Raw genomic sequence first — 18,211 nt, 5'->3', positions numbered from 1 at the left:
ATTACGTTGACGGCAATTCATTCGTTACCTGGCGTGTCGCAGGGACGCGGATCGGAAATGTGATTTAAAGGGATAATATGTATATTGACAAAGAAACAGGTGATTATCCGTTGAATATCTCACAGATACAGGAAAGGCACCCGCTGACGATGATGGCGCACAATTTGATGCGCTATGCGCTCGTTGAGCGCTCGGAGCCGCCTGAGCACAACGCGGACACGCACAAGCCTGTCGAGATCGAGCCTGTCGAGATCGATGGCGTGTGGCGGCAGCAGTGGTCTGTTGTGCCGCTCAATGCCATTGAGCTTGCTGAACGCGAGGCCGAGGCTGCAGCACTCATACCGAAGTCCTGCACGCGGCGCCAGGGACGGCTCGCACTGCTTACCTGCGGAGTGCTTGACGACGCCGAAGCGGCCATTGCAGCGATCACGGACCCCGTGCAAAAGCGAGTCGCGCAGATCGAGTACGAGGCTGACACCTGGGAGCGGGACAGCCCTTTCCTCCAGCAGCTCTGGGCGCAGCTTGGCGGCACGCCGCAGACGCTTGATGAGGCCTTTGTGCTGGCTGTAACGCTCTAGGAGGGTCAATGCAAGACGATTTCGGAAATGTGATCAACCCAAGTGCCGCACGCAACATCACTGCCCGGCTAGACGAGGGTGACGCTCGCATGACGCGCATCGAAGCGGATCTGCGTGCAAACACAGAGGCCACGGAAAAAGTGCGTGTGAATACGGCTGAAATGGTGGAGTTTTTTGCGGCGGCACAAGGGGCCTTCAAGGTGCTCAACTGGATCGGCAAGGCGGCAAAACCCATCACCTACATCGTGATGCTCGGCACGGCCGGCATCGCGTTCTGGAAGGCTTTGATGGTGGGCGGAGGTGGTCGATGAACGAGACCCTTCGCAATCGACTGCTGGCCACAGCCGCTGGCCTGGCTGTCACCGCTGCCGGCGGCTACGTCGCCACGCAGGAGTCCGGGCCCACTCCTGCCGTGAAGCTGGCCCGAGAGATCGGACTGCACTACGAGAGCAGCGGCCGGCACATCGGCACGCCCTACATCGACCGCCTGGGCAGGGGGCAGCCGCTGACCGTCTGCGCGGGCGTCACAGGCCCCGAGGTGGTGGCGGGGCGCTACTACACGCCCGAGGACTGCGAGCGCCTGGAGCGCCCCAAATACCGCGAGGCCGAGCGCCAGGCGCGTCGCTCGCTGCGGCACTGGGACAGCTACAACCTCTGGGTGCAGGCCAGCTTTATCGACATGGCCTACAACGTGCCCTCGGCGCTGGCACCTGACACGACGGTCATGCGGCTGGCGAACGCCGGGCAGCTGGATGCTGCATGCCAGCAGATGCCGCGATGGGTCTACGGGACAGTCAACGGCGTACCCAAGCGCCTTCCTGGTCTTGTTGATCGCCGCGAAGCCACCCGCGAGCTGTGCGCGCAGTGGGGCAGGGATGGGCATTTCAGCGCAGCCTTGGTCGCGGCAAAGGCGGCGCCATGATCGCCGGTCTCAAGGCCTATGCGTGGCAGGCGCTGGCCCTGCTGCTCGCGGCTCTACTGGCCTGGCAGGCCATGGAGCGGGTGGGCGCTGAGCGCGATGTAGCCCAGGCCCGCGCCGAGCTGGCCGGCGAGCGAGAGGCAGCGGCCACAGCTGCCCTGCAGGCATCCGAGAAATATCGCAAGTTGGAGGACAAACACCGTGACGACCTACGCAACATCGACGCCCAGGCCAGGCAGGACCTGGCGCGCTTCGCAGCTGACGCTGACGCTGCTCGCGTTGCTGCTGGCCGGCTGCGCGGCGACCTCGCCGACTACATCACCGCCCATCGTGTCGCCGCCCAGGCTCGCGCCACTGCCGTACAGTGCACGCCAGACACCTCAGCCCTCGATCTGCTCGCCGAGCTGCAGCGCCGCGCTGACGAGCGAGCGGGAGCGCTGGCGCGCATTGCTGACGATGCCCGAGGCCGGGGCGGTGCCTGCGAGCGGGCCTACGACGCGGCATTCTCAATAATCCAGTCTGCACAGTAGAGGTTTAAGACCACCTAGCGTGGCAACTATCCCGATCGATATATTACGTGCTTTGTTATATTTCTTCTTGGCATGGATAGTATCTTCTTGTTAATTTAAGACTATTTATGAGTGCCATAATTGTGATGTGTGCTTTTTAATATTAAACTGGGTTGTTAGATTTTATCTTATCTACTAAGTCATTAACTCCAATCGCATGGTATGACGACCAGGCGGCTTTTATGGCCCAGATCGTACACAAAAAAGCAAGGGCATAAAATAGGCCCTCCAGATGGCCTTGTTTTAGAGGTCCTATGTCTTTGAATTCGGCTGTGAGGAGTACAGGTATAAGTCCAAATAAAATTCCTGTCGGCGCATGCCAGCTATTTTTGTCTTTTATTTGTGCGTAATGTGCTTGGCACGCTAGGCGAAGTTTGTCCTCGGTAACATTTATGAGGACAAGTTCCGTATTGCTTACGACTGTGTTAACTACAATTGTTTGCACATTGGGCGGTGTGACGGCTGTGTTCATTTCGCCTTCTTCCGTATCATGAATTGAACGGTTATTTGATTTACATCGCGTACTCTTAAGTTAAAGGCGGTGAAAAGAATTTTATCTCCATTGCCTAAGCTGGCTATTTCAGAGGGCTTTGTGAGGCATGTTCCTGTGCTGGCAGACCATTTGTTGAACGTCAATCGTGCAGTATTTTTCTCCCCACGCACTGAGATGGATTGTGATTCCTTGTTGTCATTAAAACTTAGTATTATATTTATGGTCCACGATGCGCCTTTTATAGCGAATTCGGCAGATTCATCTTTGTGAATTATTAAGGTTTTTGAATCAATTATTTCAAGGTCATTTATTTTGATCATCGGTTGTTCTCTCGGGAAAGTTCCCATCTTAGCGCAGCTTCTGCCTGCTGTGGCGGGCTATCGGTAGAGTTGGTGGCTCTAGCCATTGGAAGTAATTGGCGCTACCTTGGGATTTCTTGTGGTCATGCATTCTTCAACAGTGCACTTGTGAAGGATGTGTCTGGGATGTGTCGGTTGATCTTCAGGCACTGTGCTGACCCCACCTCTCAAACGCCGAACATCAGAAAGGCGCTTGCGATCGCTCGATAGAAAGAGGCCCCAGGCCGCTGTAAACCCGTTCTCCGTCAAGGTCCCTCACCACAAACCAATCGGGAAAGACTTCATTAATGAAGTAATGCTCGGGGCGTCCCGGTAGCACTTTGACCTCTGGGGTGCCGAACCACCGGGGCATCGTGAGTAGGGTAGGGAACACCTCTACTGCAAGAGGCATTTTCATAAGGGTTTCTTGGGTTTACGTCCGTGCAATGGGGATGTCGCGTAGCTCTGTTGTGTAGCGTGGCGTCCGGCGGTCCTGGCGCATGCCCCAGCCCGACTCCTGCAGCGCGCTGGCCATGCCCACGGTGCCTTTGCCGTATCGCGCGTTGAGTTGGTCCATGGCCTCCATGAGGGGGCTGTGGTCGCGCGCATAGGCGTTGGACTCATCGAGCAATGAGGCTTGCTGCACGGCCACCGGGGAGAGATCCAGTAGCATCACCCCGGCTTTCGCCAGCTGATAACCGGGCTCGTAGATCCGGGCTATCCCGCGTGCAGCAGCCCGCACCAGCAAGGCGGTGTCACTGCTGGGCTGAGGGAGCTGGACCGTGGTGCTGCGGGCAAAACGTGGGCCATCCCGGAATGGGCTCGTGTGCGCGAACACATGCACGGCGCCGGCCCTGTGGTCTTGTGCCCGCAGCTTTTCTGCCGCGCGCTGGGCAAAGGCGGAGACAGCCTCGACCAGCGGCGCCAGGTCGCTGACCGGGCGGCCAAAAGAACGCGTGCAGGCAATCTGCTGCTTTGGTGGTGGCTCATGCTCCAGCCCCAGGCAGGGCGTGCCCTGCAGCTCGCGCGCTGTGCGCTCCAGCACCACGCCAAAGTGGGCGCGCAGCTGCGGCTGTGGCGCGCGGGCAAGGTCCCAAGCCGTGAAGATTTTGTGATCCAGCAGGCGCATCTTGATTCGGCGCCCCACGCCCCAGACTTCGCTCACGGGGACGCTTTCCAGTAACGACTGCAGCTGTGCCGGTGAAAGCTCGGTGAGGTTGCAAACCTGGGCCAGTGAGGCAGGGTAGCTGCCAGGCCGGCGCTCCGCGTCCTTGGCCACATGGTTTGCCAGCTTTGCGAGGGTCTTTGTCGGACCGATGCCGATGCAAGTGGGGATGCCGACGCCGCGCAGAATTCGGTCACGTATGGCCCAGGATCGGCGCGTCACGTCGCTCACGCCGGCCAGGCCTATGAAGCACTCATCGATGCTGTAAATCTCCTGCTCTGGCCCGAGGCCGGCCGCGAGGGACATCATGCGGTCGCTCATGTCACCGTACAGCACGAAATTTGCGGACAGGGCGACAAGGCCCTGGTGGATGCGGTGCTTGATCTGGAAGAAGGGCTCGCCCATCTTGATGCCCAGAGCCTTGGCTTCTTCGGATCGAGCGATGGCACAGCCGTCGTTGTTGCTGAGCACAATCACTGGCAGGCCCTTGAGCGCTGGTCTAAACACGCGCTCGCAGCTCACGTAGAAATTGTTGCCGTCAAGCAGGGCAAACATGGTCAGCTCACAAAGCGCGGAATGATTTGACGGCGCAGACGACAACACCCCAAATCTCAAGCTGCTGGCCTTCTTTTGCCCGGATGTCGGGATACGTGGGGTTCTCTGGACGCAGCATCACCTGGTCGAACCTGCTCCACAGCCGCTTGCATGTGAAATCTCCATCGACCTCTGCAACAACAATATCCCCGTGCTGCGGCCGCAGATACTTGTCCACCACCAGCAGATCACCGTCAAAGATCCCCGCGCCGGTCATCGAGTCGCCGCGGACCCGAAGCAAGAATGTGCACTGGGGGTGCTTGACCATCAGCTTGGCCAAGTCGAGGCGGGCGCAGGTGTAGTCCTCCGCAGGGCTGGGAAAGCCCGCGCGTACCGGGCTGCCGGGAGCAGGCAGCGACGTTGAGGGCATGAATGCCGCAACCGGGCTTGTGGGGGTGATGATGTGGGGCATGGTCGAATTCCTTGTGCTGTATAAATATACAGTAACCATGCTTTCCCTCAAGCCAGCGTGATCCCTTGCCGTGGCGTATATGACCCAGCGAAGCAAGGGGCGGACGCCTCATGTAAGTAGAATGGTGCGCTTCCGCCTCTATTAGTTGGTGGGGCGAAGTAGGTGAGCGCTGTAAGCTATTGATTTGTAATGGTGGAATTTTCCCTTACAAGGCGTAGGTCGGCGGTTCGACCCCGTCAGCACCCACCAAGAACAAAAGGCGAACGAAAGTTCGCCTTTTCTATTTCTGCCACTGAAAGACAGACCATGTTCGAATCCATCCGCAAGCATTCCAAGTTCGTGATGATCTTGTTGTTCTTGCTGATCATTCCCTCGTTCATCTTCGTGGGGGTCAACCAGAACTACTTCACCGAATCCAGCGTGATCGTCGCGCGTGTGGATGGACATGAGATCAAACAGGCCGACTGGGAGAACGCGCACCGCATGGAAAGCGACCGCCTGCGCGCCGAGAACCCCAACGTCGACCCCAAGCTGCTGGATTCGCCGCAGGCGCGCTACGCCACGCTGGAGAAGATGGTGCGTGACCAGGTGCTGGCCGCTGCCGTGCAGAAGATGCACCTGGCCGCATCCGATGCACAGCTGGTGCGCACGCTGCAGGAAATCCCCGCGATTGCCGCGCTCAAGAAGCCGGATGGCTCCATGGATGCCGAAGCCTACCGCGCCCTGGTCGGATCGCAGGGCCTGACGCCTGAGGGCTTCGAGGCCAATCTGCGCCGCGAACTGTCCATGAACCAGGTGATGGGTGGCGTCACGGGCACGGCCTTTGCGACCGACGCCCAGGTCAAGCAGGCCATCGATGCGCTGTACCAGCGCCGCGAAGTGCAGGTGGCACGCTTCGAAGCCAGCGCCTACGCCAGCAAGGTCCAGCCCACCGAGGCCGACCTCAAGGCCTACTACGACGCCCACACCAGCCAGTTCCAGCAACTGGAGCAGGCCAAGGTGGAATACCTGCTGCTGGATGTGCCCAGCATCGAGGCCGGCATCACGCTGAGCGAAGACGATGTGCGTTCCTACTACAACCAGAACGCCGAGCGCCTGGCCGGTCCCGAGGAGCGCCGCGCCAGCCACATCCTGATCAACGCATCCAAGGATGCCCCCGCGGCAGAGCAGGAGAAGGCCAAGGCCAAGGCCGAGGAACTGCTGGCCGAGCTGCGCAAGGACCCCAAGCGCTTCGCCGAACTGGCCAAGGCCAACTCGCAGGACGGCGGCTCCGCTGCATCGGGTGGCGACCTGGGCTACTTTGGTCGTGGCGCCATGGTCAAGCCGTTCGAGGACGCAGCCTTCGGCATGAAGGTCGGCGACATCAGCGACGTGGTGCACAGCGACTTCGGCTACCACATCATCTCGCTGGTGGACATCAAGAAGCCCAAGGCGCCGAGCTTCGAGCAGATGCGTCCCAAGCTGGAGGCTGAACTCAAGCAGCAGCAGGCGCAGCGCAAGTTCGCCGAACTGGCGGAAGGCTTCTCCAACGCGGTCTACGAGCAGTCGGACAGCCTGCAGCCCGTGGCCGAGAAGTTCAAGCTCACCGTGCAAAAGGCAGACCATGTGACGCGCCAGCCCGGCCCCAATGTCAAGGGCCCCCTGGCCAATCCCCGTTTCCTGGAGGCGCTGTTCTCCAGCGATTCGCTCAACAACAAGCGCAACACCGATGCGGTGGAGCTGGGTTCCAACCAGTTGGTGGCCGGCCGCGTGGTGGAGTACACGCCTGCCCGCACGCTGCCCATGGCCGAGGTCGGCGACAAGCTGCGCACCCTGTATGTGGCGCAAAAATCCGCCGAACTGGCCAAGGCCGATGGCGAAGCCAAGCTCGCCGCTTGGAAGGCCAAGCCTGACGCGGCGCAATTGCCCGCAGCCAAGGTGATCAGCCGTGACCAGCCCGAAGGCCAGTCGCGCGAAGTGGTGGACGCTGCCATGCGTGCGCCCACGGCCCAACTGCCTGCGTGGACGGGTGTTGACCTGGGCGCGCAAGGCTATGCCGTGGTCAAGATCAACCGCATCGTCGAGCGTCCGGCCGATGATGCGCAGGCGGCTGCCGCGCAGAAGCAGGACTTCCTGCGAAGCTCGGCCGTGGCGGAAGCTATGGCATACTACGAGCTTCTCAAGAAACAGCTCAAGGTGCAGATCAAGGTCCCGCGCCCCTGATGAGGGAAATTTCTAGAAAAACAGAAATTTCAGAAATCAAGCAGTTTTTTGGAATAGAATAGCGTTCTTCTACGGTGGCTGTAGCTCAGTTGGTAGAGTCCAGGATTGTGATTCCTGTTGTCGTGGGTTCGAGCCCCATCAGCCACCCCAAATAAAAAAATCCCCAGAGCAGAAATGCTCTGGGGATTTTTGCTTTGGGCGGCAGGGGGACTGCTTGTGCCCGGCAGCTTGTCCCCGGCCGCTTCAGGTGCGCCGGACAAGGTCCCTGCCGGCTGCGGCTGCATGGAGGATGGCGCCATCCTGCCCTTTGCCCGCGTCCCCCGATGCGCCGTTGTTCCTGCTGCACCCGATCCGTCACGCAACGCCTGTTCCAAAGCATTTGCCTGCTGGTTTTTGGCATATAATCGAATGCTTCAACGGTGGCTGTAGCTCAGTTGGTAGAGTCCAGGATTGTGATTCCTGTTGTCGTGGGTTCGAGCCCCATCAGCCACCCCAAACAAGAAAATCCCCAGTGCAGAAATGCACTGGGGATTTTTGCTTTGGGCGAGAACTTTTTCTTCCTCGGGCTGCAAGCAGACGGGATATTCGCATGGCCAATCGCGCTGCGGCTGGATTGCGGCCGCTCATGCTGCCGTGGATTTTCAGGCGCTTGATGCGAGGCCTGCCTGCCTGACTTCGCGATCTGCCTTATCGCCACCGTGGCCATGCCCGTCGCGCGGGCCGTTCCGCCGAGCTTGCGTGCGTGGACGGCGGGCCGGGCTTGCTGGATGGGGTGTTGCGCTCTGCGCAGGTTTTTATAAGACAAGTCCTATATTTGTCCCATGACCTGTGTCAATAGGTGTTCTAAATTGCCTTTGCATTACGATTGCAAACATCAATCAAGAGCAATGGCGCAGGGCTTGCAGGCCTGTCGCATGGTCCCCCGCCAACGAGAAGCACGCTTGCATGAAAAATCCCGGTTACACGCGCAACGGCTGTCCAGGCGGCAGGTGGCAACGGCCCCGTGGCTTCACCCTCATCGAGATGATGGTGGTGGTGGCGCTGGTCGCGATTCTGGCCGCCCTGGCCGCTCCTTCCTTCATCGTCCAAATAGCCAACCAGCGCGTCAGCTCGGCTGCGCTCGAGTTGCAGTCGTTGCTGCAGCTGGCTCGCTCCGAAGCGGTCTACAAACGGGTGGAAAGCAGCTTCGTGGGCGCGGGGCAGACATGGTCCGCCAAGTCGGGAGGGCAACTGGTGCGCGAGGCCCGGGTGCCTGATGCCGTGACCGTGTCGCCCTCCGGTGATTCTTCCCAGGGCGTCCTGTTCGAAACCACGGGGACCGCCAAGCAGTTCTCCGGCGCCAGCACGCTGTACACGCTGACCGTCACGGCTCGCCATGCCACGCGCATGCACTGCCTGAGAGTGACTCGCGCCGGGCTTGTGCGCCAGCAGCGGCTGCCTGCCGGCGGCAGTTGCTGATGCGCGTGCAACGGGTCTGCAACATGTCCATTCCTTTTCCTTCTCGCAGGCAACGCGGCGCAGGCCTTATCGAGGTACTCGTTGCCGTGCTGCTGGTGGCCGTGGGGCTGCTGGGCGCCGTGCGCATCCATGTGCGTGCCATTGAATACACCGTGGATACCGAGCGGCGCCAGATGGCATCCATGCTGGCTTCCGAACTGCTGGAGACCCTGCGGGGGGATACGGCCACGGTCCTTGACGCGAAGGGCGCGCCCGTGGAGGAACTGGCCGGCTATCAGAAGCTGGAGGGTGCGGCGATGCCCGCGGCCCCTGCGGCCTGCCAGCCTTTGCCGCAGCCGCGGGAGCAGCGCCTGGCCTGCTGGGGCGACCGGGCCCGCAAGCTGGTACCCGATCTCACCGCGGACCGCATCGACAGCTCCTTCGCCGTGAGCGCCGATGCCGATGGCCTGGTGTCCGTGACGGTGGCCTGGCCGGTCAAGAAAGGCCAATGTCTGGATGGAAGCGACAATGAATTTTGCACATTCACGCTGCGGTCGCGGCTTTGAGCGCGGGCCGGGCGCACGGGCGTGCCGCATGCGTATGCCGTCCCAGGCGGGCCTGTCCCTGGTGGAGATTCTGGTGGCGCTGGCCATCGGCCTGTTCCTCGTGCTGATTGCCACCACCATCTACATGCAGGGGCTGTCGAGCTTCGGTTTTCGCGTGGGGCAGAGCGAGAACCTCGGCAACAGCCGGCTGGCACTGGCCGTGCTGGACTCCGAGTTCTCCAAGGCAGGCTACAGGAGAGACCCTTCGCAGGCGATGTTCGACGCATTTCCTGCCGATTCCTCGCCCCATCCCAACGGCTGCCAGTTCGCCCAGGGACAGGCGCTCTACGCGGCTGACGCGCAGAGCATCTGCCTTCGCTTCCAGCCCCGGGACGCTGCGGAAACCGATTGTGCGGGCACGCCCGCGAACCTGGGAGCCGCCGGCCCCTATGACGCTCCGGCGCCGGCGACCGGCATGTTCGCGGAGAAATACACCGTCGAAAGTGGTGTGCTGGTGTGCCGGGCTGCGCAGGAGGTTGTGCCGCTTGCCGATGGCGTGCGGGCGGTGCATTTCGAGTTCGGCATCGATCGGCAGACAGCGCCCGGCGCGATACGCAGGGTCGATGCCTTCGCGGCCACGTTGCCCGGGCAGCAGGAAGCCATCCGTTCCCTGCGCCTTGCCCTCTTGCTGGAAAGCTCCGGCAAGGTGACGCAGGGCATGGCCTCCACCGTCTGCGAGCGTTGGGCGCAACTGGGCGGCGCCGCGGCCCGATGCGATGCGAATGCCGGCGCCCTGCTGCAACTGGCCACCGGCACGCTCACCCTGAGGAATCTGATGCCATGACCGCGCCGATCGGAGCCCGGAGCCGCCGCTGCATGTCCTGTGTCCTGCACGGGCGCCAGCGCGGCAATGCCTTGCTGGTGTCCATGATCATGCTGCTGCTGGTGTTGTTGCTGGTGGTGGTCGGCATGCGCGTGGCCACGCTGGAGGCGCGCATCGCTGCCAACATGGTGGATAGCCAGCGGCTGTATGAAACCGCGGATGGCACGCTGCGAGAAGGCGAGCGCAAGCTGCTGGAGCATGCCGTCGCGCTCAAGTCTTGCAATGGCGCCGGCACTCCGGTGGCCGAGGGCAGCGGCATTCCCTGCTCGGTGTCCGACGTGCGTACGGACTCCATCGGGCTCGGTACGGATTTTCGGACGACCAAGGCCAAGGCGGCCGGGTTTCAGAAGCCCGATGGGTACTGGTATCCCCGATACATCACGACCGCCTGTCCCAAGTCAGGTAGTGCGACGTCCGCGCTGGATGCACCCGCCACCGGCTGCACGGACTTCTATGAGGTCAATGCCCAGGCCACGGAAAAGTCGCAGGCCCAGGCCTGCGGAGCGGATGCGCTGTGCCTGCGGTCCAGCGTCAACATGTTCATAAAGTAAGCAGGGGGAGGGAGCTTCAATGGCTCGCATTGCAAGTTGGAAAACCAGGCATGGCCCGAGGGCGCGCCAGGGCCGGGCACTCGCGTGGCCGGCCCTGGCGCTGTGGACGTGCGCACTGGCACTGGCCAGTACGCCGGCGCATGCCCAGGGGCGCGCGGACACCGTGCTGTCCCAGATGCCGCTGTTCGTGAACCAGGCGTTGGCGCCCTTGAACATGCTGGTGATGGGGCGTGACCACAAGCTGTACTACGAGGCCTACAACGATGCCTCCGACCTCAACGGAGACGGTGTGATCGATGTCGGGTACAAGCCGGACCAGATCGACTACTACGGCTACTTCAACAACAACGTCTGCTACAGCTATTCCAAGGGTGTTTTCGTGCCCTCGCAGGCAGCGACCGGAAGCAACAGGAAAAAGTGCTCGAACAACTGGAGTGGCGACTTCCTGAACTATCTGGGCACATCGCGCATGGACGCCATACGCCGCGTGCTTTATGGCGGCATGCGTGCGGAGGACACGGCTTCGCGCACCGTTTTGCAGACCGCCTACATTCCCAGGGATGCGCACAGCTGGGGCAAGGCCTATGACCCTGCGCGGGATCTCGAGGTCTACAGCATTTCGGACTATGCGCCGCTGCGCCCGCCGGCGGTCGGCACGCGCCATCTGTTTGCCGTCACCACGCTGAAGGAGACCACTGACGCCGTCACCCAGTTGCGCGTGCTCAATGACTCCTCGTTCCAGATCTGGGATTGGGTGTCCCAGGAGGGCTTTGCAGGGCAGAGCAACTGTGCAGGCGGCAATTCGTGCGCGCGAGGCACCAGCAGGATCACCGACTACAACCTGCTTGTGGAGGCCTGCTCCAGCAGCAATGCCCAGTTGCTCGAGGGCAGTTGCAAGGCCTATCCCAACGGCGGCAAGACCATCTACAAGCCCACGGGGCTGCTGCACGACTTCGGAGAGAACGGGAAGATGTACTTCGGCCTGCTCACAGGCTCGTACGAGAAAAACATCGCCGGCGGCGTGCTGCGTCGCAATATCAGCAATTTCGCAGAGGAGGTCGACCCTCAGACGGGCCAGTTCAGGACGGCTGTCAATGGCGTGGTCGCCAACATAGACCGCCAGCGCCTGATCGGCTACACCGGCGGCAAATACGTGGAATGCGGCTGGATCACGTCCGGCCCCATCAGTTCGCTGGACAAGCCCTCGAAGTGTGCCATGTGGGGCAATCCCATCAGCGAGATGATGTTCGAGACCATGCGCTATTTCGGCGGCGCGTCCCAGGCCCTCGGCATCTATGACTACGCCGGCGGCTCCTCCAAGGATGCGTCCCTGGGCCTGTCCAAGCCCGCTTGGGAAACGCCCTACAAGGCCAAGGCCGAAGGCGGGGGCGGCTACCAGTACTGCTCCCGTCCCGTCATGACGGTGCTCAGCGACATCAATCCCTCCTACGACGGCAAGCTGCCCGGCAGCCGCTACGCGAGCCTCGGCGCCAGCGCCCTCAATGGCTTCAATGTCTCTGACGAGGTGGCGGCCATCGGCTCGGCAGAGCGCATGGACGGGAAGAACTTCTTCATCGGCCAGTCAACGTCGGCCAATGCCGACCAGGCTCCTTCGGTCAAGACCATTGCAGACCTGTCCTGGGCGCGCGGCCTGTCTCCCGAGGAGCCCAGCAAGGAAGGCACCTACTATGCCGCCGGTGTGGCCCGTTTCGGCGCCAGGAATGCCATCTTCGGCAACAGCCAGGGCAAGAATGCGCTGAGGACCTACTCCGTGGCCATTGCGTCACCGCTGCCGGAAATACGCTTTCCGATCGGCGGCAAGCGCTTTGTGACCATTGCGCCGTTTGCCAAGACCGTCTCCGGCAGTGCCGGTGGCAGCACCGTGAACAATGCGGTCTTCACGCCGACCAACCAGATCGTCGACTACTACGTGGTCAACATTGCCAACACGGGCAAGGCGGACATCGATGCCTCGGTCAATGGCGGGCGTCCCTATGCGGAGTTCCGCATCAACTACGAGGACGTGGAGCAGGGCGCCGACCATGACATGGACGCCATCGCGCGCTACACGGTCGCGCTGCAGGCCGATGGCACGGTGAAGATCGACATGGTGTCCGAATACGCCTCTGGCGGCCTGGGGCAGCACATGGGCTATGTGATCTCGGGCACCACCAAGGACGGCATGTACCTGGAGGTGCGTGACAAGGACACGGCTTCGGCCTACTACGCCTACAACACGCCCCCCAATCGCGATCCGGGCTACTGCCGGGGCAGCATCTCGGCCCAGCAGCGCACGGAATGCTCGAACCTGGGACTCACGGCCACCCGCAGCTTCACTCCCGGCAATGCGACCGACGCGGGCAGCTTCCTGAAGGGACCGCTGTGGTATGCCGCCAAGTACGGTGTGCCGGACCGCGACCCCTCCAAGATCACGGGAGATCCGGACAACTATTTTCTGGTGACCAATGCCGGCACGCTCAAGGACCAATTGACCAAGGCGTTCAACGACATCCTGCAGAGCATCAGTTCCGTGACGGCGGTCAGCGTGGACATGCCCACGGCGACACTGGGCGAAGGCGCCGACCTGTACCGGACCACGTTCGAGGTCCAGTACTGGAGCGGCGATGTCATCCGCGAGAAGCTCACCACCAGCGACAGAACGCTGGTCTGGAGCGCGGCGGAACTCCTGTCGGCGCGGTCCGCCGATGACCGCAAGATCTACTATCCCAGCAGGACCGGCAGTGCCGTGTCGCTGAGCCCTTTCACGTACTCCAGTCTCAGCGGGCAGCGCTCCGATGCGTCCTGGCTGGCCGTGCTCAACACGGACCCGGCCACGAACTCCGCCGATGGCCAGGCAAAAAAGCGCATCGAGTTCCTGCGTGGCGAGGTGCGCGATGACTTGCGCGTGCGCAAGCCCCTGGCCAGCGGAAAGCCCAATGTGCTGGGCGACATCGTCAATTCCTCGCTGGTGCGGGTCAAGGGCGGCCTGTACCGCGCCTCCGCCGCGGACAAGCTGGAGGGCAGCACCACCTATGCCGCCTTTGCCGCGAAACAGGCTGCCAAGGAGATGCTGTATGTGGGTGCCAACGACGGCATGCTGCACGCCTTCGACGCGGCATCGGGCAAGGAGGAGTTCGCCTTCATTCCATCGGGCGTGAAGGATTCGCTCAATGTCCTGGCGTCCCGGTATGGCGCGGGCGGCGCTCCCCACCGCTACTTCGTGGACGGGACGCCCGTGGTCTCGGATGTCTACTTCGGCAACGCCTGGCACAGGGTGCTGGTCGGCAGCCTGGGCGCGGGCGGGCGGCAGGTCTTCGCGCTGGACGTCACGGACCCCACCTCCCCCCGGTTGCTGTGGGAGTTCGGGGTTGAACAGGACGACCGCATGGGTTACTCGATGCCCGCGCCTGTCGTTGCGCGGCTCAACGATGCCGGCCGGTCCAAGGGCAGGTGGGTGGTATTCCTGTCCAATGGCTACCAGGCGTCGAACAGCGCCTCCGGCGAGTCCAGCCTGTTTGTGCTGGATGTCTCCAGTGGCGAGGTCATCCGGCGCTTTGATTTCGCGGCAGGCATGACGGCCGCGGAGCTGAACGCGCTGCCTGCGCCGAAAAACGGCCTGTCGCGCGCCGCCGTGGTGGACAACAACGGCGATGGCAAGGTGGACCTGGCCTATGCCGGTGATCTTGCGGGCAATGTATGGCGCGTGGACCTGGCCAGCGGTGCCAGCGGCTCATGGAATGCGCAACTGTTCTTTGTGGCACGCGAGTCCGAACGCAGCGGCGGCAAGCGGCTGTCCATCACCACCGCGCCCTACGTGGTGCGGCACTCCAGCGGCAAGGGCGATGTGGTGGCCTTCGGCACGGGCCGCTTCATGACGGATGACGACAAGCTGGACATGCGCCGGCAATCGGTGTTCGGCGTCTGGGATCGCTACGGCACACCCGCCACGACTGCGCCGCAGCCGCTGCCTACCGCCGGCAAGGGGCGTGGGGATCTGCAGGCCCAGCAGTTCACCCAGGTGAGCGGCTTTCCGGGCAAGTTCGCCCTGTCGGCCAACCCGGTCACCTGGTACAAGGACGCCACCAGCACCGCCGACTCCAATGTGCACAGCTGGGGCTGGTACGTCGATCTGCCGCGCGACGGAGAAAGACTGGTCTACGACATGAGCCTGTACGGGCGGGGGCTGGTGTTCACCTCCATCCGGCCACCGCTGGGCGACCCCTGCTCCGCAGGCCTGGCCAGCACGATCTACGCCATCGATCCCGACACCGGGGGCAAGACCGACTATGTCGCCTTCGATGTGAACGGCGACGGCATCTTCAACGCCTCCGACAACCTGGCAGGCCAGCAGGTCAACGGCCGCGAGGTGGGGCCGGGCAAGCCCACCATCAGCGGCGCGAAGATCTTCGACTCCAGCGGAAAGCCAAGCGGGGCAGGAGACCCAGTCAAGACCGGGGGCGACGATATCAACAGCGGAGTGGACCGGGGGCGACAGAGCTGGCGCCGCCAGCCAGCGAACCCGTGACCGCCATGCCATCCACTACACACCCATCCACTACACACAGGGGCCTGCCGGCCCCGGCCGTCTGGCTGGCCCTGCGGGCCCCAGAGGAGAAATGCGTGCGCAGCAAGCTACATGGATTCACGCTGATCGAGCTGATGATCACGGTGGCGGTGATCGCCATTCTTTCGGCGATCGCCTACCCCTCCTACCAGGAATACGTGCTGCGATCGCGGCGCGTGGAAGCGCAAAGCCTGCTGGGCGAGGCCGCCGCCCGGCAGGAGCGCTGGCGGGCGCAGAACGGCGGCTACACAAGCTCCGTCGCCAACCTCAGGCTGCCCTGGGGGGACAAGTCCGAGAACGGCCACTACACCCTGACGATGGCCACGGCCGCCAATGACGGCGGCTACACGCTCAAGGCCACGCGCACAGGCCGCCAGGCATCGGACAGGCGCTGCGGCGACTACACCCTGAACGCCCTGGGCGTGAAGGGCATCTCGCCCCTGGGAACGGTGGGAGACTGCTGGCGCTGAGCGCCACCGGGGCCGGGGCCTCAGTCCTGTGCCTCATCCACAAATTCCACCATGGCCGCCGACACCTCGAACTGCTGCTGCACAAAGCCCAGCATGCGGTAGTAGGTGCTGTCGGTTCGGCCGTAGGCAAGCGCCCCCAGCCGGATGGCGGCCGCCGCCATGTTCCAGTGTTGGGCGAAGGCCTCGCGCTCCATGGGCCCCGCTGCGCGCAGGCGCCTGATGTGCTCCAGCGCCAGTTCCACGGCCAGCTCCACATCGGCATCGGTGCCGTCGTCGTCGTAGTTGGCGTTGTCGTGTTCGCCTGCCACGCGTACCAGGAATTCCAGGGATCGCTGCATGAAGGCCAGAGCGGTCCGCATGGTGCAGTGGGTCCTGCGATGCCTGCGGCAAGCCTTGGCTTTTCCCGCTTGGCGGGTGGTGAGGGAAGGGGGTGGTCGGGAAGCGGGTGAAGATGCGGTCATGGTTCTTGCTCCGGGCTCATTGAGCACCACACGCTGCCTTACGAAGGGCGACGGGTGGACGAGATGTTCGTAACACGTCCGGAGCCGTGCGGCCATCCTCGCGGGTAGGCCCATCTCGCCCGAAACCATGCAGGCTGGCGCGCACGGGCGCACCAGCCTCTTAAATTTGGGCATGACAAAACCCCGCTTGAAGGTGGGGGCTGCAACCTCTCCAGATAGGTGTTACGACACACCGGGCCTTTCGGCTTGGCGACAAGTGTAATGACTTCTGCCCCTGGCCTGGGAGACGCCGCAAGCCTGCAGTCCGGCTGACAAACTCGCGAGTCGCTGGCGGGCCGTCCTGCCCTGGACTCAATTGCCCTGTGTGAACGTGGTGTGGCTCGTGATCAGGTTGCGGTAGTCGGGGATGTGGTTGGAAAACAGAGTGCCCAGCCCCTGCATATCGTTGCGCCAGTCGCGGTGCAGTTCGCAGGCAGCGCCGAACCAGCTCATCAGTTGCGCGCCGGCCTGCGACATGCGATTCCACGCCGCATCGCGGGTGATGGAGTTGAAGGTGCCGGAGGCGTCAGTGATCACGAAGACGTCGAAGCCTTCCTCGATGGCCGACAGTGCCGGGAAGGCCACGCACACCTCGGTCACCACGCCGGCGATGATCAGTTGCTTCCTGCCCGTGGCCTTCACGGCCTTGACGAAGTCCTCGTTGTCCCAGGCGTTGATGTTGCCGGGCCGGGCGATGTAGGGCGCCTGGGGAAACTGGCTCTTGAGCTCCGGCACCAGCGGTCCGTTGGGGCCGTTCTCGAAGCTGGTCGTCAGGATGGTGGGCAGCTTGAAATAGCTGGCGATGTCGGCCAGCGCCAGCACGTTGTTCTTGAACTTGTCCGGGTCGATGTCGCGTACAAGGGACAGCAGGCCGGTCTGGTGGTCTACCAGCAGCACGGCGGCGTTGTTCTTGTCCAGGCGGACGTAGGGCTTGGTCATGGTGAATCTCCTTGGGTCGCCCAGACAAAGGTCTTGGCTGATGGAAGGAGAATAGGATTTGAACGATGAACGCGGTAGTCGTTAATATTTGCCATCAGAGTCTTATCTGAGGAACGATGAAGACGGTGTGCAATGAAAGACCTGAACGACCTCTACTACTACGTGCAGGTGGTGGACCACGGCGGCTTTGCGCCCGCGGGCAGCGCGCTGGGGATGCCCAAATCCAAGCTGAGCCGGCGCATCGCGCAGCTGGAGGAGCGTCTCGGCACGCGCCTGATCCAGCGCTCCACGCGGCGATTTGCCGTCACCGAGACCGGCCAGACCTACTACGGCCACTGCAAGGCGATGCTGGTGGAGGCCGACGCCGCCGACGAGGCCATCGCGCTGACCCACGCCGAGCCGCGCGGCATCGTGCGCATGACCTGCCCGGTGGCGCTGCTCGATGCGCGCATCGCCGACATGCTGGCGGCCTTCATGGCCGCGTATCCGCGCGTGGAGATCCACCTCGAGGAAACCAACCGCCGCGTGGACGTGGTGGGCGAAGGAATCGACGTTGCCATCCGCGTGCGCCCGCCGCCGCTGGAAGACAGCGACCTGGTGATGCGCATGCTCGCCGAGCGCGGGCAATGCCTGGTGGCCTGCCCGCAGCTGTTGACAGGCGGCATCCCCCAGGTGCCCGCCGATCTGGCAGGCTTGCCGAGCATGGACCTGGGCCTGCCGCAGCACGAGCATGTGTGGCACCTGATCGGCCCGGACGGCACGCAGGCGGCCATCCGCCACCGGCCGCGCCTGGTCACGCGCGGCATGCTGGCGCTGCGCGCGGCGGCCTTGGCGGGGGTGGGCGTGGTGCAACTGCCCTCGATGATGGTGCGCGAGCAGATCGCGCGCGGTGAACTGGTCCACGTCATCCCGGGCTGGGCGCCACGGCGCGAGATCATCCACGCGGTGTTCGCCTCTCGGCGCGGGCTGCTGCCGGCCGTGCGGGCGCTGCTGGATTTCCTGGCCGAGCGGTTTGAGGCGCTGGACGAAGACTGAGCTGCCGGCAAGCCCCA

General features: G+C 62.8%; 17 protein-coding genes and 2 tRNA genes. 14 read left to right on the top strand and 5 right to left on the bottom strand.

Going from position 1 to position 18,211, the window contains the following annotated elements:
* Positions 1-77: 77 nt before the first annotated feature.
* Genes PO605_RS08235 through PO605_RS08220 form a run of 4 tightly spaced genes read left to right on the top strand, consistent with a single transcriptional unit; the run spans position 78 to position 2,027 of the window.
* Positions 78-578, top strand: a complete 501-nt coding sequence (locus tag PO605_RS08235) for a hypothetical protein (protein ID WP_272206236.1) — start codon at positions 78-80, stop codon at positions 576-578.
* Positions 579-586: 8 nt separating this feature from the next.
* Complete coding sequence (locus tag PO605_RS08230) at positions 587-889, top strand: hypothetical protein (RefSeq protein WP_272206235.1); 303 nt, start codon at positions 587-589, stop codon at positions 887-889.
* Positions 886-1,500 (top strand): lysozyme, encoded by a 615-nt coding sequence (locus tag PO605_RS08225; protein ID WP_272206234.1) that lies wholly within the window; start codon positions 886-888, stop codon positions 1,498-1,500. Before PO605_RS08230 ends, PO605_RS08225 begins: the two co-directional genes overlap by 4 nt.
* Positions 1,497-2,027 carry a DUF2514 family protein gene (locus PO605_RS08220; protein WP_272206233.1) on the top strand — a complete coding sequence of 177 codons (531 nt, stop codon included), beginning with the start codon at positions 1,497-1,499 and terminating at the stop codon, positions 2,025-2,027. The genes PO605_RS08225 and PO605_RS08220 overlap by 4 nt, the downstream gene beginning before the upstream one ends.
* A gap of 507 nt (positions 2,028-2,534) precedes the next feature.
* On the opposite strand, the gene PO605_RS08215 is transcribed toward PO605_RS08220, so the two are convergent.
* From PO605_RS08215 to PO605_RS08205, 3 genes are all read right to left on the bottom strand, one after another.
* Positions 2,535-2,906, bottom strand: a complete 372-nt coding sequence (locus PO605_RS08215; protein WP_050042375.1) for a DUF6864 domain-containing function — start codon at positions 2,904-2,906, stop codon at positions 2,535-2,537.
* Between the two features lie 424 nt (positions 2,907-3,330).
* Complete coding sequence (locus tag PO605_RS08210; protein ID WP_272206232.1) at positions 3,331-4,617, bottom strand: Y-family DNA polymerase; 1,287 nt, start codon at positions 4,615-4,617, stop codon at positions 3,331-3,333.
* A 7-nt stretch (positions 4,618-4,624) separates the two neighbouring features.
* The gene (locus tag PO605_RS08205) at positions 4,625-5,068 is read right to left on the bottom strand and encodes a LexA family protein (protein WP_272206231.1); all 444 of its coding nucleotides are present in this window, start codon (positions 5,066-5,068) and stop codon (positions 4,625-4,627) included.
* A gap of 306 nt (positions 5,069-5,374) precedes the next feature.
* On the opposite strand from PO605_RS08205, the gene PO605_RS08200 reads away from it, so the two are divergent.
* The 9 genes from PO605_RS08200 (at position 5,375) to PO605_RS08160 (ending at position 15,720) form a co-directional block, all read left to right on the top strand.
* Positions 5,375-7,270: a SurA N-terminal domain-containing protein gene (locus tag PO605_RS08200; RefSeq protein ID WP_047468790.1), complete on the top strand. Its 1,896-nt coding sequence runs from the start codon at positions 5,375-5,377 to the stop codon at positions 7,268-7,270.
* A gap of 74 nt (positions 7,271-7,344) precedes the next feature.
* Positions 7,345-7,420: transfer RNA gene (locus tag PO605_RS08195), tRNA-His, on the top strand.
* Positions 7,421-7,689: 269 nt separating this feature from the next.
* Positions 7,690-7,765: transfer RNA gene (locus PO605_RS08190), tRNA-His, on the top strand.
* 450 nt (positions 7,766-8,215) lie between these two features.
* Entirely contained in the window at positions 8,216-8,728 is a 513-nt protein-coding gene (locus PO605_RS08185; protein WP_047468788.1) for a GspH/FimT family pseudopilin, read from the top strand.
* Between the two features lie 23 nt (positions 8,729-8,751).
* Positions 8,752-9,273: a type IV pilus modification protein PilV gene (gene pilV / locus PO605_RS08180; RefSeq protein ID WP_231574338.1), complete on the top strand. Its 522-nt coding sequence runs from the start codon at positions 8,752-8,754 to the stop codon at positions 9,271-9,273.
* Positions 9,236-10,096 carry a prepilin-type N-terminal cleavage/methylation domain-containing protein gene (locus tag PO605_RS08175; protein ID WP_231574337.1) on the top strand — a complete coding sequence of 287 codons (861 nt, stop codon included), beginning with the start codon at positions 9,236-9,238 and terminating at the stop codon, positions 10,094-10,096. The genes pilV and PO605_RS08175 overlap by 38 nt, the downstream gene beginning before the upstream one ends.
* A gap of 32 nt (positions 10,097-10,128) precedes the next feature.
* Positions 10,129-10,686, top strand: a complete 558-nt coding sequence (locus PO605_RS08170) for a pilus assembly PilX family protein (RefSeq protein WP_272206230.1) — start codon at positions 10,129-10,131, stop codon at positions 10,684-10,686.
* A 19-nt stretch (positions 10,687-10,705) separates the two neighbouring features.
* Positions 10,706-15,211, top strand: a complete 4,506-nt coding sequence (locus PO605_RS08165) for a pilus assembly protein (RefSeq protein WP_047468778.1) — start codon at positions 10,706-10,708, stop codon at positions 15,209-15,211.
* 95 nt (positions 15,212-15,306) lie between these two features.
* Entirely contained in the window at positions 15,307-15,720 is a 414-nt protein-coding gene (locus PO605_RS08160) for a type IV pilin protein (protein WP_197065099.1), read from the top strand.
* A gap of 20 nt (positions 15,721-15,740) precedes the next feature.
* On the opposite strand, the gene PO605_RS08155 is transcribed toward PO605_RS08160, so the two are convergent.
* Positions 15,741-16,079 (bottom strand): hypothetical protein, encoded by a 339-nt coding sequence (locus PO605_RS08155; RefSeq protein WP_052195740.1) that lies wholly within the window; start codon positions 16,077-16,079, stop codon positions 15,741-15,743.
* Between the two features lie 453 nt (positions 16,080-16,532).
* Positions 16,533-17,159 carry an isochorismate family cysteine hydrolase YcaC gene (ycaC, locus tag PO605_RS08150; protein WP_047468776.1) on the bottom strand — a complete coding sequence of 209 codons (627 nt, stop codon included), beginning with the start codon at positions 17,157-17,159 and terminating at the stop codon, positions 16,533-16,535.
* Positions 17,160-17,291: 132 nt separating this feature from the next.
* On the opposite strand from ycaC, the gene PO605_RS08145 reads away from it, so the two are divergent.
* A complete protein-coding gene (locus PO605_RS08145) occupies positions 17,292-18,194 on the top strand; it encodes a LysR family transcriptional regulator (RefSeq protein WP_047468773.1) in 903 nt (300 codons plus the stop codon).
* Positions 18,195-18,211: the final 17 nt, after the last annotated feature.

The organism is Delftia sp. DT-2 (assembly GCF_028401915.1).
GTDB classification, from domain to species: Bacteria; Pseudomonadota; Gammaproteobacteria; order Burkholderiales; family Burkholderiaceae_C; genus Comamonas; species Comamonas tsuruhatensis.
Note: the sequence above shows the minus strand (reverse complement) of the source record. Positions and strands in the feature narration are given on the sequence as shown.

Coding starts and splice junctions, on each gene's coding strand:
- PO605_RS08235 (WP_272206236.1), top strand. CDS start 78: ATGTATATTGACAAAGAAACAGGTGATTATCCGTTGAATATCTCACAG.
- PO605_RS08230 (WP_272206235.1), top strand. CDS start 587: ATGCAAGACGATTTCGGAAATGTGATCAACCCAAGTGCCGCACGCAAC.
- PO605_RS08225 (WP_272206234.1), top strand. CDS start 886: ATGAACGAGACCCTTCGCAATCGACTGCTGGCCACAGCCGCTGGCCTG.
- PO605_RS08220 (WP_272206233.1), top strand. CDS start 1,497: ATGATCGCCGGTCTCAAGGCCTATGCGTGGCAGGCGCTGGCCCTGCTG.
- PO605_RS08215 (WP_050042375.1), bottom strand. CDS start 2,906: ATGGGAACTTTCCCGAGAGAACAACCGATGATCAAAATAAATGACCTT.
- PO605_RS08210 (WP_272206232.1), bottom strand. CDS start 4,617: ATGTTTGCCCTGCTTGACGGCAACAATTTCTACGTGAGCTGCGAGCGC.
- PO605_RS08205 (WP_272206231.1), bottom strand. CDS start 5,068: ATGCCCCACATCATCACCCCCACAAGCCCGGTTGCGGCATTCATGCCC.
- PO605_RS08200 (WP_047468790.1), top strand. CDS start 5,375: ATGTTCGAATCCATCCGCAAGCATTCCAAGTTCGTGATGATCTTGTTG.
- PO605_RS08185 (WP_047468788.1), top strand. CDS start 8,216: ATGAAAAATCCCGGTTACACGCGCAACGGCTGTCCAGGCGGCAGGTGG.
- pilV (WP_231574338.1), top strand. CDS start 8,752: ATGTCCATTCCTTTTCCTTCTCGCAGGCAACGCGGCGCAGGCCTTATC.
- PO605_RS08175 (WP_231574337.1), top strand. CDS start 9,236: ATGAATTTTGCACATTCACGCTGCGGTCGCGGCTTTGAGCGCGGGCCG.
- PO605_RS08170 (WP_272206230.1), top strand. CDS start 10,129: ATGTCCTGTGTCCTGCACGGGCGCCAGCGCGGCAATGCCTTGCTGGTG.
- PO605_RS08165 (WP_047468778.1), top strand. CDS start 10,706: ATGGCTCGCATTGCAAGTTGGAAAACCAGGCATGGCCCGAGGGCGCGC.
- PO605_RS08155 (WP_052195740.1), bottom strand. CDS start 16,079: ATGCGGACCGCTCTGGCCTTCATGCAGCGATCCCTGGAATTCCTGGTA.
- ycaC (WP_047468776.1), bottom strand. CDS start 17,159: ATGACCAAGCCCTACGTCCGCCTGGACAAGAACAACGCCGCCGTGCTG.
- PO605_RS08145 (WP_047468773.1), top strand. CDS start 17,292: ATGAAAGACCTGAACGACCTCTACTACTACGTGCAGGTGGTGGACCAC.